This is a genomic window from Sporosarcina saromensis, from assembly GCF_033253735.1.
GTDB lineage: Bacteria > Bacillota > Bacilli > Bacillales_A > Planococcaceae > Sporosarcina > Sporosarcina saromensis.
The window spans coordinates 66,754-92,241 of sequence record NZ_JAUBDI010000012.1; the positions used below are offsets into that span (position 1 = coordinate 66,754).

General features: G+C 44.6%; 27 protein-coding genes. 5 read left to right on the forward strand and 22 right to left on the reverse strand.

Annotated elements, in window-relative coordinates; all coding sequences use genetic code 11:
- Nucleotides 1-85 precede the first annotated feature (85 nt).
- The 4 genes from QT711_RS12730 to QT711_RS12745 all read right to left on the reverse strand — a co-directional run bounded on the left by QT711_RS12730 (nucleotide 86) and on the right by QT711_RS12745 (nucleotide 3,558).
- Nucleotides 86-1,363: a biotin/lipoyl-containing protein gene (locus QT711_RS12730; protein WP_317944810.1), complete on the reverse strand. Its 1,278-nt coding sequence runs from the start codon at nucleotides 1,361-1,363 to the stop codon at nucleotides 86-88.
- A complete protein-coding gene (locus QT711_RS12735) occupies nucleotides 1,364-2,020 on the reverse strand; it encodes a hypothetical protein (protein WP_317944812.1) in 657 nt (218 codons plus the stop codon).
- Nucleotides 2,021-2,666: 646 nt separating this feature from the next.
- Entirely contained in the window at nucleotides 2,667-3,116 is a 450-nt protein-coding gene (locus QT711_RS12740) for a transcriptional regulator (RefSeq protein ID WP_317944814.1), read from the reverse strand.
- 115 nt (nucleotides 3,117-3,231) lie between these two features.
- Nucleotides 3,232-3,558 carry a hypothetical protein gene (locus QT711_RS12745; RefSeq protein WP_317944816.1) on the reverse strand — a complete coding sequence of 109 codons (327 nt, stop codon included), beginning with the start codon at nucleotides 3,556-3,558 and terminating at the stop codon, nucleotides 3,232-3,234.
- Between the two features lie 159 nt (nucleotides 3,559-3,717).
- Here QT711_RS12745 and QT711_RS12750 point away from each other — a divergent pair, with 159 nt between their 5' ends.
- On the forward strand, nucleotides 3,718-5,295 hold the full coding sequence (locus tag QT711_RS12750; protein ID WP_317944818.1) for a hypothetical protein: 1,578 nt from the start codon (nucleotides 3,718-3,720) through the stop codon (nucleotides 5,293-5,295).
- The gene (locus QT711_RS12755) at nucleotides 5,295-8,039 is read left to right on the forward strand and encodes a DEAD/DEAH box helicase (protein WP_317944820.1); all 2,745 of its coding nucleotides are present in this window, start codon (nucleotides 5,295-5,297) and stop codon (nucleotides 8,037-8,039) included. Before QT711_RS12750 ends, QT711_RS12755 begins: the two co-directional genes overlap by 1 nt.
- A 34-nt stretch (nucleotides 8,040-8,073) precedes the next feature.
- Here the strand turns inward: QT711_RS12755 and QT711_RS12760 are convergent, their stop codons facing one another.
- Together QT711_RS12760 and QT711_RS12765 are read right to left on the reverse strand one after the other, a co-directional pair.
- Complete coding sequence (locus QT711_RS12760; protein ID WP_317944822.1) at nucleotides 8,074-8,238, reverse strand: hypothetical protein; 165 nt, start codon at nucleotides 8,236-8,238, stop codon at nucleotides 8,074-8,076.
- 294 nt (nucleotides 8,239-8,532) lie between these two features.
- Complete coding sequence (locus QT711_RS12765; protein ID WP_317944824.1) at nucleotides 8,533-8,991, reverse strand: single-stranded DNA-binding protein; 459 nt, start codon at nucleotides 8,989-8,991, stop codon at nucleotides 8,533-8,535.
- Between the two features lie 268 nt (nucleotides 8,992-9,259).
- On the opposite strand from QT711_RS12765, the gene QT711_RS12770 reads away from it, so the two are divergent.
- The 3 genes from QT711_RS12770 (at nucleotide 9,260) to QT711_RS12780 (ending at nucleotide 10,986) form a co-directional block, all read left to right on the forward strand.
- Nucleotides 9,260-9,718 (forward strand): YwpF family protein, encoded by a 459-nt coding sequence (locus QT711_RS12770; protein ID WP_317944826.1) that lies wholly within the window; start codon nucleotides 9,260-9,262, stop codon nucleotides 9,716-9,718.
- Between the two features lie 299 nt (nucleotides 9,719-10,017).
- On the forward strand, nucleotides 10,018-10,377 hold the full coding sequence (locus QT711_RS12775) for a hypothetical protein (RefSeq protein WP_317944828.1): 360 nt from the start codon (nucleotides 10,018-10,020) through the stop codon (nucleotides 10,375-10,377).
- Between the two features lie 345 nt (nucleotides 10,378-10,722).
- Nucleotides 10,723-10,986 carry a hypothetical protein gene (locus tag QT711_RS12780; protein ID WP_317944829.1) on the forward strand — a complete coding sequence of 88 codons (264 nt, stop codon included), beginning with the start codon at nucleotides 10,723-10,725 and terminating at the stop codon, nucleotides 10,984-10,986.
- On the opposite strand, the gene QT711_RS12785 is transcribed toward QT711_RS12780, so the two are convergent.
- The 16 genes from QT711_RS12785 to atpA form a co-directional block, all read right to left on the reverse strand.
- Entirely contained in the window at nucleotides 10,983-11,336 is a 354-nt protein-coding gene (locus QT711_RS12785) for a hypothetical protein (protein ID WP_317944830.1), read from the reverse strand. The two genes, QT711_RS12780 and QT711_RS12785, sit on opposite strands and share 4 nt — an antisense overlap.
- Before the next feature lie 83 nt (nucleotides 11,337-11,419).
- Entirely contained in the window at nucleotides 11,420-11,644 is a 225-nt protein-coding gene (locus QT711_RS12790; RefSeq protein WP_317944832.1) for a hypothetical protein, read from the reverse strand.
- Between the two features lie 232 nt (nucleotides 11,645-11,876).
- The gene (fabZ, locus tag QT711_RS12795) at nucleotides 11,877-12,308 is read right to left on the reverse strand and encodes a 3-hydroxyacyl-ACP dehydratase FabZ (RefSeq protein WP_317944834.1); all 432 of its coding nucleotides are present in this window, start codon (nucleotides 12,306-12,308) and stop codon (nucleotides 11,877-11,879) included.
- A 50-nt stretch (nucleotides 12,309-12,358) separates the two neighbouring features.
- On the reverse strand, nucleotides 12,359-12,685 hold the full coding sequence (locus QT711_RS12800; RefSeq protein WP_317944836.1) for a DNA-directed RNA polymerase subunit beta: 327 nt from the start codon (nucleotides 12,683-12,685) through the stop codon (nucleotides 12,359-12,361).
- A 22-nt stretch (nucleotides 12,686-12,707) separates the two neighbouring features.
- On the reverse strand, nucleotides 12,708-13,544 hold the full coding sequence (locus QT711_RS12805) for a flagellar hook-basal body protein (RefSeq protein ID WP_317944837.1): 837 nt from the start codon (nucleotides 13,542-13,544) through the stop codon (nucleotides 12,708-12,710).
- A 28-nt stretch (nucleotides 13,545-13,572) separates the two neighbouring features.
- Nucleotides 13,573-14,409 (reverse strand): flagellar hook-basal body protein, encoded by an 837-nt coding sequence (locus QT711_RS12810; protein WP_317944838.1) that lies wholly within the window; start codon nucleotides 14,407-14,409, stop codon nucleotides 13,573-13,575.
- Between the two features lie 28 nt (nucleotides 14,410-14,437).
- On the reverse strand, nucleotides 14,438-15,433 hold the full coding sequence (mreB, locus tag QT711_RS12815) for a rod shape-determining protein (protein WP_317944840.1): 996 nt from the start codon (nucleotides 15,431-15,433) through the stop codon (nucleotides 14,438-14,440).
- Nucleotides 15,434-15,767: 334 nt separating this feature from the next.
- Entirely contained in the window at nucleotides 15,768-16,037 is a 270-nt protein-coding gene (locus QT711_RS12820) for a sporulation transcriptional regulator SpoIIID (RefSeq protein WP_317944892.1), read from the reverse strand.
- Between the two features lie 258 nt (nucleotides 16,038-16,295).
- Complete coding sequence (locus tag QT711_RS12825) at nucleotides 16,296-16,952, reverse strand: M23 family metallopeptidase (protein WP_317944841.1); 657 nt, start codon at nucleotides 16,950-16,952, stop codon at nucleotides 16,296-16,298.
- 37 nt (nucleotides 16,953-16,989) lie between these two features.
- Nucleotides 16,990-17,934, reverse strand: coding sequence for a stage II sporulation protein D (gene spoIID / locus QT711_RS12830; RefSeq protein WP_317944843.1), 945 nt, complete (start codon nucleotides 17,932-17,934; stop codon nucleotides 16,990-16,992).
- 651 nt (nucleotides 17,935-18,585) lie between these two features.
- The gene (gene murA, locus QT711_RS12835; protein WP_317944845.1) at nucleotides 18,586-19,887 is read right to left on the reverse strand and encodes a UDP-N-acetylglucosamine 1-carboxyvinyltransferase; all 1,302 of its coding nucleotides are present in this window, start codon (nucleotides 19,885-19,887) and stop codon (nucleotides 18,586-18,588) included.
- A gap of 398 nt (nucleotides 19,888-20,285) precedes the next feature.
- Nucleotides 20,286-20,522 (reverse strand): DUF1146 family protein, encoded by a 237-nt coding sequence (locus QT711_RS12840; protein ID WP_317944847.1) that lies wholly within the window; start codon nucleotides 20,520-20,522, stop codon nucleotides 20,286-20,288.
- Nucleotides 20,523-20,802: 280 nt separating this feature from the next.
- Nucleotides 20,803-21,204 carry a F0F1 ATP synthase subunit epsilon gene (locus QT711_RS12845; protein WP_317944849.1) on the reverse strand — a complete coding sequence of 134 codons (402 nt, stop codon included), beginning with the start codon at nucleotides 21,202-21,204 and terminating at the stop codon, nucleotides 20,803-20,805.
- Nucleotides 21,205-21,390: 186 nt separating this feature from the next.
- Nucleotides 21,391-22,806, reverse strand: coding sequence for a F0F1 ATP synthase subunit beta (gene atpD / locus QT711_RS12850; protein WP_317944851.1), 1,416 nt, complete (start codon nucleotides 22,804-22,806; stop codon nucleotides 21,391-21,393).
- Between the two features lie 41 nt (nucleotides 22,807-22,847).
- Complete coding sequence (gene atpG, locus QT711_RS12855) at nucleotides 22,848-23,705, reverse strand: ATP synthase F1 subunit gamma (protein ID WP_317944853.1); 858 nt, start codon at nucleotides 23,703-23,705, stop codon at nucleotides 22,848-22,850.
- A gap of 266 nt (nucleotides 23,706-23,971) precedes the next feature.
- Nucleotides 23,972-25,483 carry a F0F1 ATP synthase subunit alpha gene (gene atpA, locus QT711_RS12860; protein WP_317944855.1) on the reverse strand — a complete coding sequence of 504 codons (1,512 nt, stop codon included), beginning with the start codon at nucleotides 25,481-25,483 and terminating at the stop codon, nucleotides 23,972-23,974.
- Nucleotides 25,484-25,488 lie beyond the last annotated feature (5 nt).

Consider the following 25,488-nt stretch of genomic DNA (forward strand, 5'->3'; position numbering starts at 1 on the left):
TGAATGCTTTTGACGAATCCATGAGTTGGCGGAGTATGCTGATTTGGATGTCGGAATGACAAAAACCGCCATAGGGCGGTTTTTGTTAGTGGAGGAAGCCGTGTTTGATGTAGTTCTTCCAGCCGAATGTGCGCCACTGGGATTTGGGTGGCAAGTCCAGTGGAAGTGGCATGATGACGTTGAATGGATCGGCGTAGGTGGAGATGTTGTGTTTGTAGATGACGATGTCTCCCGTTGCTAGACCGTCCGTGATGACGGCGCGGTTGTTCGTTTGGAAGGGAGAGGAAACGTCGATCTTTCTGCCTTGTCCATTTTCGTCGAGTTGCCATGCGGTTGCTTGTTGTTTTGTGTAGGCTTCGAGCCAATCTACTTTGACACTTACGGCATCCACTTCGTTGACAATAAGTGTTGCGTTGACATTTGCGCCGAATGGCAACGTCGTAAGTTGTTCTAGTGGCATGATTGTAATTTCATAGAGTTCCATTGGGTTTTTCCGTTTGGTGTCAGGTGCTAGTTCGTCGTATGCGTTGCGCCATCTGCTGTCTGTTGCGGGTACTTGTGAAACGGCGTGAACGGTTCCTTCAATGACTGTGTCCAAGCTGTTTTCTTGGATACGTACTTGGTCGCCGGCTTCGATTTTTTGCCACTCTGGCAGGTCTGCATACGTTGTAATCAGTTTTTCTTCGCTAAACACGTCGGCTGCCAATGTGTAGCCGTGTTTATTGACAGTTGAAACCGTACCGTTTACTGGACTGATGAGTGCTGGGCGCATAGGATTTTGAGCTAACTGTGCTTGGATGACAGTTAGTTTGCGTTCGACTTCTGCGAGTTCACGTTCCGCTTGCGCAATTGCTTGCGCATATGCGCCGTCTTGGGATACGTCGACTTGTACATCGACCGTCAATTCGATGTCTGTCGTGCCAGGTGTTTCAGTTGTATTGACATTTGACGTATTGCCACTTGCGCTTGCTCGGTCGGTTTCTAAGTCGTAAAGTGTTGATTCGATGGCGCTTTGTTGTTCCAAGAGTCCTTGTTCCTCTGCTTCCCATGCCGCGAGTTGGCTTTCTGCACGATCAGATTGCAATGTCGCGATTTCATCACCAACTTGCACTTGATCTCCTTCTTTAACGAGCCATGTATCGATTGTTTCTTCATTTCCAACGTAGACGGTGTAAATGGCTGCTGGTGAAACGAGTCCTTCTTTAGGAATGGTCTCTTCAAAGTGTCCTTCAGTCATGCGCTCATATTGATGGACATACACTGTTTGTTGAACAGTGCTTTTTTTTGAGTATAAAAGATGGACATTAATGGCGATGAATGCACTGACGACAATTGCGACGGTGATGGACATTCGTTTTTTCATTTAGAATCCACCTCCGAACAATGAATTGAGCAATTTGTCGAATGGAATGTATGCGACGGCTGCTGTGATGAGCGCCATTACGACATGAAGGCCGATTAATATCCATAGATGTTGGCGCCATCTTCCATCGACTACGTAACCACGGATAAAACGGTATTGCAATGTAATGATTAATGCACCCGTTAATGTGAGCTGGTTCAGGAATAAAATCAAGTACCAGTTTTCTAGAATTGTCACCGCAAGCGGTCCGAAAGACAAGAATGACAGGCTTACTGTTGTGCCTTTTATGGCAAACACGATAAAGATGAGTGCTTTTTCCAGTAGTAGCAGTCCCGTAATGAGCACTTGCAGAGGCACAAGTTGTCTATATGGGATTTTCGTCAGCACTGAAAGGATGTAGGCCACTCCGAAAATGTGGAATGCACTGTATAGCGCTGCCCAAATGATTGCCCCGACGAGTGATGCGTATCTGGCGATAATATAGTCTGCTGTCGACATGGTTGTTAACAACGAAGTCAAGCCCTCGGTGTTCATTCCCCACATGTTGCGCAGTGCGAATAATACAACCCCTGCTAGGATGACAACGAGTAACCGCTTATTAAAATGACGCATCGTGCTTGTTTGTAGATTGGACGCAAGCTCGTCCGGCTTCGTCAAAAAGTGCCAAAACCTGTACTCAAAGAACATAGCGACGATCCTTTCTGCAATGAAATATTTTCGTATACGTATAGACTACTGTACCAAATCTTGTGAAATATTCAATTTAAATTGTATGAATACGTTTTAGAATGGACAATCTGATAAAGCGATCAGTATGTTTCAGATTGGTATTATTTCATAAAATTTTGTCAGCATCTAACCGCTTATTTCCCGGGAAATCGACAAAGGAGTGAAAGTCTATGCAAAAAAACGATAAAAACCGATTGACGTTACAAGATTTGTTATTCGGTGTCACCGGTTCAACAATCTTCGTGCTTACTTTGCACTTTTTGACAAACTAAAAAACCAAACTATGTATAACTTTGTAATCTATTCCTTAAATATTGTAGCACGTTTTGAATTTAATTTCTTTCAACACCTTAGTTCTCATGACTAGAATGCTTGATTGCTTCAATAAGAGTTCTTTATGCCACTTTTTTTGAAACGGTAATGATGATATTAACCTACTGAAAACCATGCATTCTAGAAATTTACTACTGTTCATCTAAGCGAGCCATTCTAGTTGTTTTCACCTATCGGCTATTAACATCGACAGCAAAAAACACTTATCGCAAGTTGATAAGTGTTTTTTATTCGATAGTTTTCAAATCGTACGCAGTCCTTCCATTAGTTGAATGAATAATTGTCTATTGTTTGTTTCGAGTGCGTAGTCGATCATGCGTAGTTGGTTTTGTTGTTCGAGTGTTGCGATGAGGAGTGCAGCTTCTTCGGAAACGACTTTTGGGATTGGAATTTCGAGTTTTAATGTACTTTCCATGATTGTCGTTAAGTGTATGTGTAGGTCGGAAATGAGGAGCAGTTGATAGAGTGGGAGGCGAATGAAACGGTTGCCCTTTTGGAATACGAACACTTCTCCTAAATTCTCTACTTGCAGGCTTTTGATGTTTATGACAATCTCTTTCCCTTCAGTCGGAACGAATTGGTAGATTTCACCTCCCTTTTCGATTGAGAAATATTGATATGCAAAGACAAGGCGTAGACGGAAATCTTCTTGACTCGTGAAAAAAGGTGTCATGCGTTGAACTGATAGCATATGCATCCCTCCGTTATTGAAAATTCCGATTATTATTATTTTATCATAAGCTGACCTAGTTTGTGAATGTTTTGTTTTCTATCTTATTCAATGTCGGATGAATAATTGCTAGTGTTCATACTTTTTCCTTCACTCGCTTGTTTAATAATAAAGATGTTTCTAACGGGAAATGGTCGATTCCCTGGGCTTTTAGGTAGCAGATGATGCCTTCATTTTTCCGCTGCTGCGGTTCATGTACATATAAGATGGTTAGTACGTCAAATCGGTAGTTTGCTAGAAGTACTTCATGATTGATTGTTAAAAAAGTTTCGTTGGCAGCGTATGTGTCACTGAGTGATTGTTCGCGGACGCTGGTGCGCAGTCGTTTCCCGGTTGCTGATTTCATTTTCCATTGTTGCAAATGGTTATAAAGACCAGGTACGTGTAAGATAAGTGTTTTCATTCGATGATTTCTCCTTTAAAAAATGATGTGGGATGTTACTTGTTCAGACTTTGTAGGTATGCGGTTTATTCGTAACACATTTTGTTTGAATTGAAATCGTTTAAATTGATGGCCAAAAGCTTTATAATAAAGGGAATGCCTATGTTAGGGAGTGAGCCGATGCACATGACAGTTGAACGCGTTTCTTATTTGCATGAGCGTGAGATTGATGAATTAATGAATAGGATTAAACATTCTTATCGTCCTGACGTTCATACAGAAGCGCAAATCATTCGAAAGGCGGTTTCCTTTGTGCGCAAGGGAGCGCGATTTGCATATCGGTTTGCTAAAGACGGATCTTCGGTTGAAACAGTTTGTACGGATGGTGTTGACCATCTTGTGAAATTGACGTTTTCTGAGGTGGATGCGACGTGCACGTGTGAGGAGCCTGGTTGGTGTCCGCATAAGATTGCAGTTGTTTTCCATCTCTATTCTCAATTTCATTCGTTGACGGATTGGTTGCATGAATGGCAACAGACGGAAGTCACCCAAATGACGTTAAAATTGTCGGAACGCTCACCTGAAGCGTGGAATGTGGTCCTTCGTCAATTGACAAATCCGTTGCGAAACATGGATCCGCGCGAAAATGCGAATGTGTTCATACATGAAACGTCGTTGATGGATCAGAAAGTGATTCCTCTTGCCCCTTTTGAGTGGGAATGGAAGCCTTTGTTTGACTTGTTTTACCGTTTACATGTCGTCGATGCTGCTTGGTCCTATGTACAGGTTTATCTGGACGATTCCAATCAATTCACATACCGTGAGTGGCAATTGCAGATGTGGCTTGGTGAGCAAATCGGAAAGATTAAAGACCATGCACAATCATTACGGAAAAAGTTGCGTTTGTTTGAAACGGACGTATTTTATGATGCATTGAAAATAATGATTCAGTCGATCACTTTGTACAATAAAGGCCTGTTTGAAAAGAGGCTTGAGTTGTTTAGAGTGATGTGGGACTTATTGTATACTGATCAAGCTTCCCAAAAGAAAGAGCTTGCACGCCTCCTTGAAGAAGAATCTGCAGAAGCGCCGTTTTTTGCCGCTTACGTCTACTTGGAATGGATCGATGATGTGGCCCTTGAAAAAGTTGCTGCGCAAACAGGGGGAAAACGTGTCACGCACTGGTTGCCGCTTGCAGATCATGCGCTTGACATGGGCCAGACTGAGTCGTTAGCGATTATTATGGAGTCCATTTATCCGTATATCGGGACGTATTATGAACTGTTAAAGACGAATGGAGACAAACATCACTTTATCCGAAAGATGGATGAATTGCTGGAGGAAGCCCATTTTCCTGAAATACGGCGTGAAGAACTTTTCATGTTGTATGGAAAAGATGGTGTCAGTGCATTCGGTGATTTTCTCATTGAGCGTGAGCGTTTTGACGAATGGGCTGCACTCATGCACCGTTTCAATGTGCCGTATGATGGAGTGGATCCGGATACATTGAAATTTGTGTTGGCGAATGATCCTGCTTCCGTCATGCCTTTGTTGCATACGTACGCGATGCAGTTCATTCAGGAAAAGAATCGGCATAGTTACCGCCGAGCTGTCCGCTTGTTTAAAAACATGAAAACAGGTGCGAAAAAGAGCGGCAAGATTGAGTTTTGGAATCGCTATATCGATACGGTCCGCGAACAATACAAACGGTTGCGCGCATTGTCGGAAGAGATGGAAAAGGGGAATTTGAATTTATGATGAATACCGAACAAATTAATACACTTTTCCAATTGGCAATTGATCGTCAGGAAAACGGTCTTTATGCCCTCTCTGCCATCGATTCAAATGGCCGACGTATCGCTCCAGGGCGACTTGCCAGCTTTCTGTTTTTTTCCAATGAACAAGCGTTGTATGGATTGCTTGCGGTGACGGATGAGCAATCAGTCCATGTAAGTACGAATGAGTTTTTCCAAGTATTTGTTGGCAAGCCGCATCCGTTTGTTTCGTTTAGCGGGCAGTCTGAGAAGGATGAAGCCCATTTGACGGCTGTCCGGGAGGCTGCGCGTGTTTGGAATGAACCGGATTTCTGGCACTATGCAGAGTTGGACGCAGGGACAATCCGATTCGACGAGGAGAAAATCGGGATTTCTGCGTCAGCTTCGATGATTTTGCATGATGCGATTCGCGAAAAAATACAGGCTTCAGCGATGCGATTCGAGCAGTTGCCGGCATTGTTGCCGCATCTGAAGAAGTATGGGTGGCCGGGTGAGTCGGTTTCGACGATGCCGGTCCGGGTGGCGTTCCGTTTGACGGAGCCTGATGATGATGCGGGTAGTACTGAATGGTTGCTGGAGACGGTTGTTGTCAGTGAGCGCGGTGCACATTGGACGCCTGCTGTTAAAAAGGTGAATGCGCCAATTGCGGATGCGCTGCCGGCGAAGTGGAAATCATATGCGACTGAGATTCATGAGAAGCAGTCTGAGATGGTTTCGTTTTTGCAGTCCATTCAGGTTGAGCCTGGCGAGCGTTTTTTGTCGATGCCGATGTCCGATCCTGAAGTGCGTGTGTTCATTCAGGAGGATTTGCCGGTGTTCCAATCGTTCGGTTATCCGGTGATTTTGCCTGCTTGGCTGAAGTCGGTGACGGAGTCGAAGTTGCGGGTGCGGACGAGTGCGAGTGTGCAGTCGTATCGTTCAGCGGCAGGGTTGGATGAAGTGTTGGCGTTCGATTGGAATTTTTCGCTTGCGGATAAAGAAATTGATCAAGATACGTTCCGTAAGTTGGTGGATGAGAATCGTGAGTTCATCCGTTCGGGTGATGAGTGGTTTCATATTGATCCGCAATGGTTGAAGCGGATTCGTGAGTTGATGGATCAGGCGGATGCTGGTGAGTGGACGGTGAAAGATTTGCTGTTTCAGGAAATTCCTGAAGAGATTGTCCCTCTCGAGGATGATGGTGAATCCGATGATCCGTTGTTGGCTTTTTCGATGAAACAGTCGTTGCGTGAGTATGTTGAAATGATTGCTGATAAGCATGGTTTGCCGGATGCTGGTGTGCCGGATGCGTTAAATGCTGAGTTACGCCCATATCAGATTGAGGGCTACAATTGGCTCGTCTTCATGCGTGATTATCGGTTTGGTGCCTGTTTAGCCGACGATATGGGGCTCGGAAAGACGATTCAGCTTATTTCGTATTTGTTGAATGTCCATTCGCGGCCGGATACGTCTTCGCCTTCGTTGATCATTTGTCCGACGAGTGTGCTTGGCAACTGGCAGAAGGAGATTGAGCGTTTTGCTCCTTCACTCGTCGTGCATACGCATTATGGGCCGTCGCGGGCGAAGGATGAAGCGTTCGATCAGTTGTTGGCCGAGCGCAAGCCGGATGTACTTTTGACGACATACGGTACGGCGACGCAAGATGATGAGACGTTGAGTGGCACGGTGTTTGCGAGTATCACGCTTGATGAAGCGCAAAATATCAAAAATATGCAGACGAAGCAGTCGCGTGCGATACGCAAATTGCACGGTGAGCATCAGATTGCGCTGACTGGAACGCCGATTGAGAATCGTTTGTCTGAGTTGTGGGCGATTTTTGACTTTATTCATAAAGGGTATTTTGGCAGTTTCCGGACGTTTAATGAACAGTTTATCATTCCGATTGAGCGGGATGATTCGGCGGTTGAGAAACGAAAGCTGCGGGCAAAAATCCGACCGTTTCTGTTGCGCCGTACAAAAAATGATCCTGATTTGCAGTTGAATTTGCCGAAAAAGCTTGAGCAGAACGAGTATTGTCCACTCACGACCGAGCAGGCTGCGCTCTATGAAAGTTTCATAGAGGATACGAAGTTTAAGTTGGATACGTTGACTGGTTTTGAGCGCAAAGGGCTTATTTTGAAGATGCTTAGCCGTTTGAAACAGTTGTGTAATCATCCTGCGTTGTTCTTGAAGGAGCCGGCTTCTCCTGCTGATGAAATGCTTCGTCGTTCGGTAAAATTAAATCGCATTGTGTCGATGGCTGCCGATATTGCGAGTAACGGGGAGCAATGTCTCATTTTTACGCAGTACATCGGGATGGGTCAATTAATTCGCCATTGTTTGAGTGAGTTGCATGACTTGGATGTGCCGTTTTTGTCTGGAAGTATGCCGAAAGGTCAGCGTGATCATTTGGTGGATGCGTTCCAGGCAGGTGAGTTCCCGATTTTCATTTTGTCGTTGAAGGCGGGTGGCACAGGGCTGAATTTGACGGCAGCGAATCATGTGTTACATGCGGATCGTTGGTGGAATCCTGCGGTCGAGAACCAAGCAACGGATCGGGCGTATCGAATCGGACAGACGAAATTTGTGCATGTGCATAAGTTTGTTAGTGTCGGAACGATTGAAGAAAAAATTGATAAGATGTTGCAAGAGAAAGCGGCGTTGTCTGCAGATCTCATTCAGTCGAGTCAATGGATTACGGAATTGTCCGATGCTGAACTTGATGATTTATTAACATTTGAACGATAGGTTTCGGCCCGGCTCTGTTATGGAGTCGGGTTTGTTAATGGACTTTTTGTTTGTCTCGGCGAGCTTGGATGGAAATGACTTTTTGTTGCTGTACTTTTTCTTCTAAGTGCATGACGCGTTCATTCAAGTTGGCGATGATGGTGATGAGTTGTCCCACTTGGAGTTCCAACCTGAACAGTTGTTTTTCGACGGATGTCATGTTGTTCACCTCTTTCATTTATTGGATTTGCGGCAGGAGCGGCCTCCTGCCACAAATGGTTGGCCACGATCCACCGGCCTATTGCAGCAAGCATTGTGAACCGACTTCTACAATGCTTGGTATGATGTCGTTAGGACCCCCATCCTTTAGACATCGATAAATCTCCTTTGTTCTACTTTCGTTCGATTCATGTAAACGATTTACCTGACGTGCTATTCAATTCATGGCTACAGCTACTACTTCCTTCGGTCCTCCCTCCCCTGTCTACTCGCTTTCCGTATGTAACTTAGGTAGCTAGTAGATTGGCAATCCATCTTTCTCTTCTTGCGGTAACTGGAAGTTTGCGCTCACATTTTCCTGTTCCTCGTCCCGTCCAGGCGAATCTGCGGAATGTACGTTGGCTTCAGTGTCATCATACAGGTCGTCGCTTGTCCTTCTTTTTGTTGCGAGGAAGCGGACTTCGTCACCAATTACTTCTGTAATGAATACGCGGCTTTTGTCTTCTCGTTCATATGTGCGTGATTGAATTCGTCCGCCGACCCCGATTAGAGAACCTTTTCCACAATGCTTCGCGGTATTTTCTGCAACTCTGCCCCACGTTGTGCAGAGTATGAAGTCGGCGTCCACTTCGCCTTGCTGGTTTTTGAATTTACGATTCACTGCAAGAATGAAGCTTGTTTGGAATCTGCCTTCCGACAATCTTCTTAGTACGGGATCTTTCGTAATTCGCCCGACAAGTGCAACTTGATTCACTCATTTCCCCCCTTTCTGTTTGTAATGTCCTTATCATATGTCTAGGTTATCAAAACTTGCAAATACTCAAAATTGAAAATTCAATGTGTTTAGATAGTTGTTTTGTTGTTTTAACAGCGTCTGATAACAGGTGTTTTTTGTTCAAAGCGCATAGGTATCGCCTTTTAAGAATTGTGTATTTTATGAGATTATTTAAAGATGGGTAGTTTTTCAAGATTTATTGTAAATTGTGTTATACTTGTAGCAAAAAGCGAGCGGGGTGACAGGTTTGAAGACGTTTAAAATGATTTCTGTGGGCATACTGGTGGAGGATAAAATTCAAGATTTTCCGTTAGAGGATGGCATTATTATTAATCAGGAAAATAGTCATCGCATGTGGCTTCTGGAACTATTTATCGATCGTTCGCACCAGGAGTTGTTTGAGCGTTGGAAGGCGGCTGAAGAGTTGCTGGAGGCGCGCGTCGTCATTTCTTATCCGGAGAATGAACCGGCAGGCTTTCTTGTGGCGGTGGATGCGATAGAGCAAATTGGCGATCATATCTCTGTCTTATTGAAAGGTCGCTTGAAGCGTGCGCGCACACAATATGCGGAGCATTTGTTGGAAGAGCTCATTACGGAAGGTTTGAGCGGTCAAGAGTTGTTGCAACGATTTGAGTCGGATATGCGGGAACGTCCTCGTTTGAAGAAGGATCGGGATCGCGATTTGTCGGAGGAAAAGCTGCCTTGATGGTGGCTTTTTTTTTGCGTGGTTATGCTGGGATTGGTGGCGGCGGTTATACGGCGTTTGGCGGAGTTATGCGGCGTTTGGGAGAAGTATGCCGCGTTTGGAGGTGTTATGCGGCGTTTGGGAGAAGTATGCCGCGATTGGTGACTTTATGCCGCGTTATAAGTATTTATGCGGATTTTTATTTTTGTTTCGTGGACGATTACTATATTTCTTGTGTATTGAGTCGCGCCAAATCGGTTTTGACAATTTAAGCTCTTGGGTTTTGGTTTTGGTTTTCGTTTGCAGCGGGAGCGAGGAGTATGCTGCGTTTTGTGGTGATTATGCCGCGTTTGGAGATGTTATGCGCCGTTTGGGAGAAGTATGCCGCGATTGGTGACTTTATGCCGCGTTATAAGTATTTATGCGGATTTTTATTTTTGTTTCGTGGACGATTACTATATTTCTTGTGTATTGAGTCGCGCCAAATCGGTTTTGACAATTTAAGCTCTTGGGTTTTGGTTTTGGTTTTCGTTTGCAGCGGGAGCGAGGAGTATGCTGCGTTTTGTGGTGATTATGCCGCGTTTGGAGATGTTATGCGCCGTTTGGGAGAAGTATGCCGCGTTTTAAGTATTTATGTGGAATTTTTATTTTGTTTCGTGTGCGATCACTATATTTCTTGACGTATTGAGTCGCGCTAAATGGGTTTTAACAAATTAAGCTCTTTGGTTTTCGTTTGTATCGGGGGCGAGGAGTATGCTGCGTTTGGTGGGGTTATGTTGCCAACGCTCATGAATACGAGTTTCGCGCTCATGAATGCTGCTTCCGTACTCATGAATATGACTCTCACGCTCATGATTGCGGCTCTCGCGCTCATAAAAGTGTGTATCTCGCTCATGAAAGTAAGTTATGCGGTGTTTTGTCTAATGATCGTGGGTGTTTACTATATTTGCTTGTGTATTGAGTCGCGCCAAATGGGTTTTGACAAATTAAGCTCTTGGGTTTTGTTTTTCGATTGCAACTGGTGTTTGAAGATTACTGCGTTTGGAGGCGTTATGCGGCGTTTGGATGAAGTATGCTGCGTTTTGCGACGACTATGCGGCGTTCGGAAGAAGTATGCTGCGTTTTGCGACGACTATGCGGCGTTCGGAAGAAGTATGCTGCGGTTGGGGAAGTTATGCGGGGATTGCTTTGTTGTGTGGAATTTGTGTGACGCGATTCCACAAAGAAGCATTGAACTGAATGGGAAAAACCGCCTGCTGGAGGCGGTTTTCTTTACGGCTTGCGGTTAGCGGTCGTTCATTCCGTTGCGTTGGTCACGGTCGTCCATTTGGGTGTCGTCTGGTGTGGTTACGCCGTCATCGGTGATGATGCCGTCGTCCATTCCGTTGTCACCGTTCATGTTGCCATCGTAGCGGTTGTCGTCATTGATGATTCCGTCGTCTACGTTGTTGTTGCCGTTTCCATTGTCGATGCCATCCATGTCTGGACCTGCACCGTTATTTACACGTGGTGTCATGTCACGTAGCCCGTTGTCTAGTTCTTCCATTGGGGTTTCGTTGTTGTCAGGTACTTCGTCGTTGCCACACCCTGCTAGGGCGAATCCAGATACGAGTACGAGTGGGATCGCTTTTTTGAACATGAAATTCCCTCCTTTCCACAAGCCGTCTATCATACAATCCGTATGATACTCGTAGGTTGGCTTAAAAGGAGGGAACTATCCGTTTAATCTTGTTCTTTTTGTAGGTGTTCAGTTAGTAACTTTTCGACAAAGTTTGCTTCTGCTTTACAGCCGTATGTGTAGTGCGTGTCGAGTTTTTCTTGCATCATTTGGATGGATGCGATTTGGTCTTCGGAAGGCGGTTCGTTCAAAATCCGCTGAATGCCTTCATTGATGCGTTGGGCGAGATCTTCATGAAAATGATGATCGGTTTTTATCTCTGTGGGCATTGTTCTATACCAGGTTGAATGTGCTTTAACATAAATAACCCACAAGCGAAAAAAATCCCTAATGTTATACCTGTCAGTATCCCAACTAATATTTTGCATATACCTAATAAAAATTACACGTATGGAACGTTGGATACTTTTTTGTGTATTTGGAGAAAGGTATTCATTCACTTACAATCCCTCAAATCCTTTTGCTCGTAGCTTTTTCCTTGCATACAAGGACTAAAAAGACTTACTCGACCGGTCCAAGTGCAAACGTGATTTCGGTTTCGCATGCGATTTCGCCTTCGACGGTTGCGACGGCTTTACCTTTTCCGATGGCGCCACGCATTCTTGTGATTTCCACTTCCAGTTTTAACGTATCGCCGGGAACGACTTGACGTTTAAACCGGCAATTGTCGATGCCTGCGAAGAGTGCAAGTCTGCCACGGTTTTCTTCTTTTTGCAACATAGCAACTGCACCGACTTGTGCCAGTGCTTCGACAATGAGTACGCCAGGCATGACGGGATAGCCTGGAAAATGTCCTTTGAAAAATTCTTCGTTGATTGTGACATTTTTTAAGCCGACTGCTTTTTTCCCTTCTTCGAGTTCAGTAATTCGATCGACTAACAAAAATGGATAGCGATGTGGAATGATAGCTTGAATTTGTTCTGCATTTAGCATGACTTTGTCCTCCTAACTTATGTATGGTGAAAATGTAAACGAAAGAGCCGTTATGACTCTTTCCCGCTCATAATATCGAATATGTGCATCCACGTTTCTTTTTTCAACACGTCTGCCGGCTGGCCGTCACCCAGAATTCCATAGCCAAACATGGCTCCAGTAATAGCCGCAACGCCTAAGATAAGAATTACAAGAATTATTCTTAACCAAATCGGTAGTAATCTTATCTGAACCCATCTGATTTTTTTCGTTTCTTGTTCTTCCTTCACAGGCTTCTGCTTTTTTTGTTTACTGCGTGCGCTGCGGGATGACACGATCTCTTTTTCAGTGGCATCTCTGCGGTTTAATTGTGGACTTTTTTGCTTATCATCTGTCATATTGTATTCTCCCTAGCCCGACTTATCGAATGTTATTGATGAGCCCTAACATTTGATCGGCAAGTGTGACGGTACGAGCATTAAATTGGTACGAACGTTGGACATTGATGAGGTCTGTCATTTCTTTTTCATAATTGACGTTCGATGCTTCCAAATAACCTTTTTCCATACCGATTTGATTACGGTCAGCTCCGTTTAGATTGATGAGTACTTCTTCTTGTCCGACGCCAAGGTCCGCAAGATTCGCCGGAACGCCAAGCAAGTTGCTCGATAGTCGTTCCATTAAATTTGGACGTTGAATGGTTGAAATGCCGAGTTCAATCGTTTGTGTTGTGCCATTTGAAAACGTCACTTGTAGTTCACCACGTGCAGATAAACCGTATTCACGGACATTGTCTGCAAACGTGATCGGCTCGCCTGCTTGATTGGCAATTGGATAGCCTTCACCGTTGACAAGCATCAAGTTGCCGCCTTCAATCGGTGAGACATAGAAGCTACCTTCACGTGTATAGGCGATTGTGTCGCCATTTTCACCGGGCATGATGACATTGAAATACTGTTTCGGTTCGGTCAATGCAAAATCGAGATCTCGATCGGTTTTTTGCATCGTGCCGACTTTCCAATTCATTTGCGCTGAACCGAGCATTGCACCAACACCGTAGCGGATGCCCGCAGGTGTTTGTCGTGTTGCTGTATCCGCTTTGTCATTGTTGAATTGTTGGTACAACATTTCTTGGAAATTCGCTTGGCTTGCTTTGTAGCCCGTCGTCGCTGAATTTGCCAAGTTGTTTCCGATAATATCGATATGGTGTTGTAATTGCGTCATTGTATTGACGGCTGTTGTCATCGACCGTATCATACTTTCCGGCCCCTTTCAATGCGTATCATTAATTGACACGCCCGATTTCGTTCACTGCTTTTTCCATACTGCGGTCATAGGCTTGTAAAATCTTTTGATTCGCTTCAAATGCACGGTAAGCTGCAAGCATGTCTGTCATCGTTTTAGCAGAATCGACGTTAGACCCTTCCAAATAGCCTTGTTGGAATGAATACCCGACACCTGCAACGCCTTGTGCTTCAGGTAGATTGCCTGTACTGCTTGCAAACAGGCCATTGCCTTGTTTCAGCAATGTTGCTGGTTGAGCAGCGAATGACACGCCGAGCGTCGCAACCGCACCTTCACCTTCCATCACAACCCCGTCAGCTGTAATGCGGAAATCGTCATTTTGCAACTGAATACGATTGCCGTTCGTATCCAGGACATAATAACCCATCGGATTGGTTAAATAGCCTTGCGGATCCAATGTGAAGTTCCCGTTTTTCGTATACACTTCGTTGCCATTGTCGCTTTCTAGTCGGAAAAAGACGGCACCCGGTGTACCTGTTTCTTCATCGACAGGCAAGTTGCCTTCTAGTAAAGCGACATCCGTCGTTAAGCCCGTTTCACGAAGGGAGCCTTGTACAAAAAGTGGCATCGTTTCTTGCATGTAAACACCTGTGGACAGTTCGCCTACAGGTAAGAGTCCTGTCATATGTAATCCTTTTTCTGTAGGGATGCGCGTCGCATTCAAGCTGGACATGAACATTTCAGGGAATGAACGGATGCTCGATTGCTCTGCTTTAAAGCCTGATGTGTTGGCGTTCGCCATATTATTTGCTAGCATTTCCGTTCTACGCTGTTGCGCAATCATGCCAGAACCGACTGTGTAAAAACCACGGAACATTGTTCCCGCCTCCTATCATTTATTGCAATTAGTATCGTTTACCGACTTTGCTAATGTTTTCGAGCAATATACCCGTGCCGATTGCGACACAGCCTAATGGGTTGTCCGAAACAAATACGGGTACTTTCAACTCTTCTGCAAGCAGTTGATCAATCCCGTGCAATAATGCACCGCCGCCTGTTAGGAAAATGCCACGGTCAATAATATCTGCCGATAGCTCCGGTGGGGTTTTTTCTAATACGTTTTTCGCAGATTGAATAATCATTTCGATTGACTCCGATAACGCCTCGCGAACTTCTTCGGATGTAATCGTAATTGTTCTTGGCAAACCTGTCACCATGTCACGTCCACGGATGTCCATCTGTTCATTCCGGCCTCCTGGAAAAACAGTGGCAATATTTTTCTTGATCGTTTCTGCAGTCCGTTCACCGATCATCAACTTATGCTTTTTCTTGATCGATAAAATAATTTCGCTATCAAACAAATCCCCAGCTGCTTTAATCGATTCGGATGTGACGATATCGCCCATTGATAATACCGCGACGTCAGTCGTTCCACCACCGATATCAATGACCATGTTACCGCTCGGTTGGAAAATATCCATGCCTGCCCCGATTGCTGCTACTTTCGGCTCTTCTTCCAAGTAGACTTTCTTTCCACCTGATTTTTCTACCGCATCTTTAATCGCCTTCTGCTCAACCCGTGTAATGTTTGTTGGGCAACAGACAAGAATCGTTGGTTTTGACAAGAATCCTTTTACATTCAGTTTGTTAATAAAATGACGTAACATCGCTTCTGTCACATCGAAATCAGCAATGACGCCATCCTTCATTGGGCGGATGGCAACAATATTACCCGGTGTTCTTCCTACCATTTTACTTGCTTCTTCGCCAACAGCCAATACTTTGTTCGTATGTTTGTCAATCGCTACAACAGCAGGCTCGTCCAATACGATCCCTTTCCCTTTCACGTGAATCAACACATTTGCAGTTCCTAAGTCGATTCCGATATCTTTAGCAAACATTAATCCCGTTTCCCCTTCCAGCTGCCTATTCCATACTGTATTTTTACGTACTCTTCTAACTATACATTGTAACACACTGGTTCTTTATTGAACACAAAGATTGACAGTCTTTTGGAATGTTTTTATGCAACAAACCTTATTTGTCGATCAGCCAATTGCAGGATTTTATTCACAACTCATGACAATGAATCGTAATTTACATCGTTCATTTCCACTAGTACTTTCTACAGGTTATTCAAATGGCATATGTATATTCATCAAACTTTTCTACATGCGAAAAGACAGGGTGTGCGCACTCTTCCAAATCGGATGGTTGCGTCCCCGTCTATTCCCGTCATGTGTTGCGGGCTTTCTTATTTTCATTCTTCCACTTCATTCGTGTTGCTTCACCGCCTCTTAAATGTCTGACAGACTTATGATAGGCAAGTACTCTAGCAACTTCATCAGACAACTCCGAGTCCACGTTTGGTAATCGTTCTGTCAAATCTTTATGGACCGTGCTTTTGGAGTAGCCTGTTGCTTTTGCCAATGCCCGTACGGTAAGTCCAGTGTCCAGCAACATTTTGCCGAGGCGCACGCATCGCCTCCGAATTTGCTCGTGCACGCCCTCTTCCTTTCCTGTCAGCTCCATTTCTTCCTTTATCCTATGCTGAGATGGGCGTGGTTATGTCTGATAGAGCGTTTGAAGTGAGGAAGAGATTTGAATAGCAGGAGAAAATCTGTGGGACTACTTGAAATGCTTTCGTCCGCTACTTCGATTTAAGTGAATGACTTGCTTACTAAACGATTGATTGGTGGGAATAAAAGAATTTTTGATACAGAAAAAGCCATCTCGCTCTACACGACGAGAATGGCTTGATTGTTAAAAACCTAATTTTGAACGTGGATTAATTGGAACGCCATCCACCTGTACTTCGAACAACAAGTGTGTCCCAGCTTGCGGGTTCCATTCGTTACTCGTCGCTGTACCAAGTACTTGTCCTTGCTCCACTTGGTCGCCTTCTTTCACTTGAATGCCTGTGAGTGAACTGTAAATCGTTGTCATTCCGTCCGCGTGTGTAATGCGTACTTCGCCGCCTTGGAAGTGATCAACTACGACTTGTTCAACAGTTCCGCTCATTGCTGCTAATACTTCAAATGGTTGGTCGTTGACGGAAATTGAGATACCCGTGTTCGTCTTGTACGTTTGGTTGAAGACGAGGAGGGCATTCTCTCTGTCTGCTTCATCTGCTTCGGTATCATAGTACTCTTGTATAATGGCCACGTTGTCAAGATGTTCCTCATCAAATGGGAACTTAACTACTTCAGTTGGTGCATTTGTTTCTACGACCAATCCGTTGTTCGGCTCGTTTGTACCATCAACAGTTTCTTTGGTATCCTTTTGTATGATGGCATTAAAGCCCCAAATCATGCCGACAAAGACGATCGCCACGCTCGAGTAGACGGCCGGCCAGAACCATCTATTCTTCTTTGTACTCTTACTCTTTTGAGAAGGGGATTTCGGTTTTTCTTCTCGCATTGTCATCACCTCAATTGCTATTGTTTGCAATTGGGCGTTATTTTAAACATGCTAAATCATCTTGTTGGAAATTTTTTAATGTTGTGCCTGTATAGTAGTACGTTAAGATGTTTTCAGCTTTCCACCCTTTTTGTGCAAACGCTTCTGCACCGTATTGACTCATGCCGACTCCGTGCCCATAGCCTTTCGTTGTAATGATGACGATTTCGTTTGTTACATCGTATGCAATGTCGAAGTCCGTTGATGCGATTCCGAGTACTTCTCGCATTTCTCTACCGCTCTTCTCAAAATTAGTAGATACAGCTCGCTGCACGCGTCCTGTATGATTACGTACGAGCTTCAAGCTTTTAAAATGATCCGCTTTCCATTCAGAACCGAGTGCTTCATTCCACTCGTCAATCGGCATTTCAACACGTCTTTCTACTTCTGCCGCTACGTTTGCTTCACCTGGACTTTCAACACTCTGCAAATAAGGGATCGGATTGCCGCTAAAATTTTGTGCGGTTTCCGTTTTGCCATTGGATGTCGAAAAAAACATGGCTGTGATCATTTCGTCTTCGTAAACGATTGTTTGCCCTTGTGTTGTTTCAATAAGTTCTGATAGTCGCTTCTCGTTTTTTTTGAATTCTTTCCCCCAACGCTCTTTTCTAGCTTTTTCATTTTTATAGACTTGTGCGGATACAGTTGCTTGGATCGTTTTTTTTCCGTTGTCTGTTGACCGTAATGCATATGTCCTTGCGGCAATCGCTTGCGCTCTTAACGCTTCGTCATGAAATACAATCGGCATCTCTCCTGCCACGACGCCAAGTACGTATTCCTCAAGCGGTATAGGCTTGTCCTCTCCTTCCACTGTAATGTAGATTGCGCAAGGATCTTCTTCTTTCTTTGCTACTTCTTTTGCTACGGGTTCGATTGTCTGCTTCATAAGGATTGGAATAAAAAATAGGAGTAAAATGAATAAAACAGCTAGTAGTTTGTCCATAATTCATTGTATGAAGGTTGTCCTTCATTCATTCGAAGAAATGGTTGAAGATATTCGTAGAGTTTTTGAGACTTGCTGCGTTATGCGGTGTTATGCTGCGTTTGAGCGAAGTTTGCCGCGTTTCGCGGAGTTATGCGGCGATTGATGCTGACTATTACAGCTTTCAAGTTGGGTTAGTAATTTTCTTTTCCGCGGGCTGTTATTTGTACCAGATGTGATTTAATCGCGCCAAATGTCTTTTACACTTTAACGGTTTGGTTCAGAGTGTCGTACAGTTTCTAGATCGCTATGTTTTCTAGGAATTTTTTAGTTGCCTGCGAAATGAGTAGATGGCTGTTGTGGGACCGCGGGCAGTTGTTCGTCTTGGAGGGTTTCCTGTCGCGCTGAATGCCTTTTACACTTTAAGGGTTTGTGAGAGACGGAGATTCAATGGATCTTGAGCTGCGTTATGCGGAGATTGAGCGGAGTATGCGGCGTTTGAAGATGTTATGCCGCGATTGAGCGAAGTTTGCGGTGTTTGGAGAGGTTATGCCGCATTCGCAGAATTTATGCCGCTTTCGGAGGACTTATGCGTTGTTTATTGAGGCATAAAAAAACTGCCTACAGTGGTTTGGTGTGTAGACAGTTTTTGTATGGTAGGAAGAAGTTCGTTTAGACGAGTTGTTCTTCTTGGACAGTTGTTGTTTCTTCTTCGGAAACGCGTTCGATGTCCGCACCGAGTGCTTTGAGCTTCTTGTGGAAGTCTACGTAGCCGCGGTCTAGGTGAGCGAGTTCAGTGACGCGTGTGACGCCTTCTGCGACAAGTCCTGCTAGGATGAGTGCGGCTGCGGCACGTAAATCGGTTGCAGCAACTTCAGCGCCTTGAAGTTTGGACGGTCCTGAAATGATGACAGAACGTCCTTCGATTTTAACGCTTGCGTTCATGCGACGGAATTCTTCTACGTGCATGAAGCGGTTTTCAAATACGGTTTCTGTTAGAACGCCAGTTCCGGATGCTGTCAACATAAGTGCCATCATTTGTGATTGCATATCTGTTGGGAATCCTGGGTGTGGCATCGTTTTTAAATCCGTTGCTTTTAATGGGTGTTTGGCTTGGATGCGTAAACCTTCTTCCAATTCCGTAATGACTACGCCCATTTCTCCGAGCTTGGAGATCAATGCAGCATTATGTTCAGGCACTGCGTTATCGATTGTGACGTCTCCGCCCGTAATCGCTGCAGCTACCATGAACGTACCTGTTTCGATACGATCTGGAATGATATGGTGAATTGTGCCATGTAGTTTTTGCACACCTTCGATTCGGATGGCATCTGTACCGGCACCGATGACTCTTCCGCCCATTTCGTTAATGAAGTTCGCTAAATCCACAATTTCCGGCTCTTTCGCTGCGTTTTCGATAATTGTCGTTCCTTTGGCTAATGCAGCAGCTGTCATAATGTTTTCTGTTGCACCTACACTTGGGAAGTCCAAATAGATTTTAGCACCTTTTAAGCCATTTACTGCTTTTGCTTCAACATGTCCATGACCGAATGAGATTTCTGCTCCCATCGCTTCGAACCCTTTGAGATGTTGGTCAATTGGTCTTGATCCGATTGCACAACCGCCTGGAAGCGCGACACGTGCAAAACCGTTACGTGCTAGCAATGGGCCCATGACAAGAATGGATGCACGCATTTTTCGTACATAGTCAAAATGTGCTTCGGATGAAAGTCTGCTCGTTGAATCGATAATGACTTCTCCTTGTTCAGCATCATACGTAACTTTTGCATTCAAGCTTTTTACAACTTCGTTTATTGTCGATACGTCCGATAGGTTCGGCACGTCGCGTATAATATTTGGGCCTTCGGATGCGAGTAATGCTGCAGCCAAAATAGGAAGTACTGCGTTTTTCGCTCCTTCTACCCGGACATTTCCTTCGAGAACACGTCCACCGTTAATAATTATTTTATCCACAAAAAGTCCCTCCGACTTCAATTTTTACTTTTTGCCATATGCGATTCATTTAAATTTTTTTGTCATAGATTAAACATAAAAACACATACTATTCTACATCGCTCTACATAATTAAACAAGTTACTACAGAGCTATTTTCCCGTTTATCTCCAAGATATTCTATAATATGTACCCATTTGACGTTTTGTGCCCTGTCTAGAATGGGCTGTCGTCTTGTTAATGTTTGCTATTCCCTTGCCATATAGGGGTTCAAACATTTAATTTCATGCCATCGCCCCTCATATACGTCTGTATATACGCGGCGATAGCATGGAACAACTTGAAATGAGTACGCTGTTTGTACTACTGATAATTGCCTACTGACTATGTACCCCAAAAATCTTCAGGCAAACCAGTGTTTATGAAAATAATGTAGGAATTCTTCCTGACCAATAGGATATGTCTAAAAAGAAATTTGATACGGCTGAACCAATCGCAAAACTCAATAAAATATAGAGAATTTGTGCTTGAAAAACGTGGTGCTTTTTAATGATTTTTTCTGGCATGACAGACTGCAATGCATAAAATGTCAAACCGATGAAAAAGATGTGTGACAAAATTGCAAGCATCGGATTGTGCACAAAAATATCGTTCATTCTTTCGACCTCCTTCTACAATAGTCGACGAGTCGTATACGTCCTTTCTCTTTATTACACATAGGGATCATGATTTTCAGATGTGAAAGTTCGATTGATTACATAATTGAGGTGATAAGAAGTATCCCTTTTTTGAAATAGATGAACGTCTACTTTATCCATATGAACAACTAGGGAAGCGTGTGTGTTCCCTCTACTAGATTGCTATACGGTTTGATTGCCACAAGAAAAAATGCGGGCAGAAGAAACATATCCTCTGCCCGCCAACAAGTCAAAACAATTACTTCATATTATGAACGTTGATTCGATTGATGGCACGTTTTAGATCGAGTTCCACCAATTGAGCATCAAGTTTATCTGCTTTTGCCTGTAGTTGTTCTTCCGCACGTTTTGCTGCGCGTTGTGCACGAGCAATGTCGATATCGGTAGCCAATTCAGCGTTTTGTGCCAATACGGTTACAACGTCTGGACGGACTTCGATGAATCCACCGTGAACGGCGACATTAACAGTCGTATTATCTTTCTTCAGGCGAAGCGCACCAATTTGAAGTGGTGCAACCATAGCGATATGGCCGGGAAGAATCCCAATCTCACCCGTTTCAGTGGAAGCAATGACCATGTCCGCTTCTGTTTCACTAACTGGGCCGTTGGGAGTGACGATATTGACTTTAATTGTCTTCATAATGTTCCCTCCTGATCCCGCTTAATCAATTACGCCTAGGCATAATTGTGCCCAGATTGTTGACAATCTATGGCATCGCCGGAGGCTTTAATGGTATTCAGCTTTGTTCTTGTAAAGCTGGAATAGTTAAGAACGTTGCATCCATCACCCGGTTAAGGGGATGGATGCGACATTAGTAAAGGCAAATTAGACTTCTACGCCCATGCCTTTTGCTTTTTCGATAACTTCCTCGATGCGTCCAACAAGACGGAAGGAATCTTCTGGTAGGTGGTCGTAACGACCTTCCAAGATTTCCTTGAAGCCTTTAATTGTTTCTGCAACCGGCACATAAGATCCTTTTTGGCCTGTGAATTGCTCAGCCACGTGGAAGTTTTGTGATAGGAAGAATTGGATACGACGTGCGCGGCCAACGACAAGTTTGTCTTCTTCGCTAAGCTCGTCCATACCAAGGATTGCGATAATATCTTGAAGTTCACGGTAACGTTGTAGCGTTGACTGTACTTGACGTGCCACTTCGTAGTGCTCTTCGCCGACGATTTCAGGGCTAAGTGCGCGTGAAGATGAAGCAAGTGGGTCAACCGCTGGGTAGATACCCATTTCAGATAGTTTACGCTCAAGGTTTGTTGTCGCGTCCAAGTGAGCGAATGTTGTAGCCGGAGCCGGGTCCGTATAGTCATCGGCTGGTACGTAAATCGCTTGGATGGAAGTTACAGAACCTTTGTTTGTCGAAGTGATACGCTCTTGCAATTGGCCCATTTCCGTCGCAAGTGTTGGTTGGTAACCAACGGCAGATGGCATACGGCCAAGAAGTGCAGATACTTCAGATCCCGCTTGTGTAAAGCGGAAGATGTTATCGATGAACAGAAGTACGTCCGCGCCTTGCTCGTCACGGAAGTGTTCTGCCATTGTCAAACCACTAAGTGCAACACGCATACGTGCGCCAGGTGGCTCGTTCATTTGACCGAATACCATTGCTGTTTTGTTAATAACGCCGGAATCTGTCATTTCGTGGAACAAGTCATTTCCTTCACGTGTACGCTCACCAACACCCGCGAATACGGAGATACCGCCGTGCTCTTGTGCGATGTTGTTGATTAGTTCTTGGATAAGTACTGTCTTCCCTACACCGGCACCACCGAAGAGGCCGATTTTACCACCTTTGATGTATGGTGCAAGCAAGTCAACTACTTTAATCCCTGTTTCTAGAATTTCAACTTCCGTTGAAAGGTTTTCGAATTGTGGAGCTTGACGGTGGATTGGGTCACGGTGTTCTGAAGCCGGAATTTCCTCTCCTAGGTCAATGATTTCTCCAAGTACGTTGAATACACGTCCAAGTGTGACGTTACCGACTGGAACTGAAATCGCCGCGCCTGTATCAATAACAGCCGTACCACGCTTTAGACCATCCGTGGATGACATTGCGATTGTACGTACTGAGTCGTCTCCAAGGTGGAGTGCAACTTCAAGCGTCAACGTTTGCGGTTCTTCGTTCGGACGTTGGATTTGGACCTTCAGTGCGTTATAGATTGCTGGCAGTTGACCGTCTTCGAATTTAACGTCAACAACAGGACCCATAACTTGAAGTATTTGTCCGTTACTCATGCTTTTCCCTCCTGTCTTACTTTTCCCGTTCAAATTATGCTCTATTCGAGAGCGGCAACTCCGCCGACAATCTCGGTGATTTCTTGCGTAATTGCAGCTTGACGTGCTCGGTTGAATGACAATGTGAGTGAATCGATGAGTTCCGTCGCATTGTCTGTAGCCGTCTTCATCGCTGTCATACTGGAAGCATGTTCGCTCGCTTTTCCATCAAGCACTGCTCCGTAAATCAGACTTTCCGCGTATTGTGGAAGAAGCGTTTCGAGAATCGCTTCTGCAGAAGGCTCAAATTCATAGGAAGCCATTGCTGACGCTGATGAAATATCCGTGAGCGGAAGTAATTTCTTTTCCGTCACTTCATTGGAGATGGCGGAGATGAAGTGATTGTAGTATAAGTACACTTCATCGTATTCGCCTTCTGTGAACATGCCAACAGCTCGATTCGCGATTGATTTTATTTCCTCGAAAGAAGGGTGATCGGAAACTCCGACTAGACTTTCGCATACGTCATATCCAAGGCGGCTGAAGAATTCAAGCCCTTTACGACCGATTGCAACGATTTTCACTTCCTCTTTGGAGGCGTGACGTTGTTCAATCGCTCGACGCGCTTTTCGGAAGAGGTTACTGTTGTATCCACCAACGAGTCCGCGGTCAGATGAGACGATGATATAGCCTGTCTTCTTCACTGGACGATGTGTAAGCATCGGATGGCTTGCGTCGCTTGTCGCGCTCGCTATTGCACCGACAACTTCTTGGATTTTCTCCATGTACGGAACGAATGCTTTCGCGTTCATTTCTGCACGAGTCAATTTCGAAGCTGAAACCATTTGCATCGCTTTTGTGATTTGACTAGTCTTCTTTGTCGATTTAATACGATTTTCGATATCGCGTAATGATACCACTGGCAATTCACCACCTTATTGTTTAGTTGTAAAGGATAAATTTGTCTTGTTATAAGATATTGCACTGTTGATTTACGCTCCAGGCGGACGCTTTCCGCGGGCACGGCTTCAGACGCTTCCCTCGCTTCGCTCAGTCCAGGGTCTTCAGCTCGCGCTGTTCCCGCAGGAGTCGCCGCCTTTCGCTCCAATCAACTACATGAGTACTCTCTCATAATAGAATTAAATTTAACCAATATTGATCAAAATCCTAAGAGACTATTTTTAAATTAAGACTCTGAAGGTACGAAAGTTTTCTTGAATGCGTTGATCGCATCTTTCATGACGTCATCAGACGGAAGGTCTTTCGTTGTACGGATATGATCTAACACTTCAGTGTGGTTGGACTCGAGCCAGCTTGTAACTTCGCTTTCGAATCGAAGAATATCTTGTACTGCGACATCGTCAAGAAGGCCGCGTGTCAATGCATAAAGAATGACTACTTGATATTCAACTTTAACCGGTTTGTTCAAGTCTTGTTTAAGAACTTCAACTGTACGGATACCGCGGTCTAGTTTCGCTTTTGTAGATGCATCAAGGTCTGAACCGAATGCAGAGAATGCTTCGAGTTCACGGTATGCAGCAAGGTCAAGACGAAGTGTACCCGCAACTTTTTTCATTGCTTTGATTTGCGCAGATCCACCTACACGGGATACGGAAAGACCGGCGTTGATCGCTGGACGTACACCCGAGAAGAAGAGGTCTGATTGCAAGAAGATTTGTCCATCAGTGATGGAGATAACGTTCGTTGGAATGTAAGCAGAGATGTCTCCTGCTTGAGTTTCAACGAATGGAAGTGCAGTGATTGAACCTGCGCCTAATGTATCGTTCAACTTCGCTGCACGCTCGAGTAGACGGCTGTGCAAGTAGAATACGTCACCAGGGTAAGCTTCACGACCTGGAGGACGGCGAAGTAGTAGTGAAAGTTCACGGTAAGCAGCAGCTTGTTTAGATAGATCATCGTAAACAACCAATACGTGCTTGCCTTGGAACATGAATTCTTCGGCCATTGTTACACCTGTGTAAGGTGCTAGGAATAGCAATGGAGCTGGTTGTGAAGCAGACGCTGTAACGACGATTGTGTAGTCAAGCGCTCCGTTTTTACGAAGTGTTTCAACAACCCCACGTACTGTGGATTCCTTTTGTCCGATAGCGACATAGATACAGATCATATCTTGGTCAGCTTGGTTAAGAATCGCATCGATCGCAACAGTTGTTTTACCTGTTTGACGGTCACCGATGATCAATTCACGTTGTCCACGGCCGATCGGTACAAGTGCATCGATCGCCTTGATGCCTGTTTGCAATGGCTCATGTACGGATTTACGTGCCATAACGCCTTGTGCAGGACTTTCAATTGGACGAGTTTTTGTTGTTGCGATTGGACCTAATCCATCTACCGGCATACCGATTGAATTGACTACGCGTCCAATTAGTTCCTCACCTACAGGAACTTCCATAATACGGCCAGTTCGACGTACTTCATCGCCTTCTTTGATATCTGTGTATGGTCCAAGGATAACGATACCTACGTTGTTCGCTTCCAAGTTTTGTGCCATACCTAGAACACCTGTTGAGAACTCTAAAAGTTCTCCAGCCATGACGTTGTCGAGGCCATGAGCAAGAGCGATACCGTCACCGATCTTGATAACCGTACCGACTTCGCTTACTTCCATCTCAGACTGATAGTTTTCAATCTGCTGCTTAATCAGCGTGCTGATTTCTTCAGCTTTGATGCTCATGTATG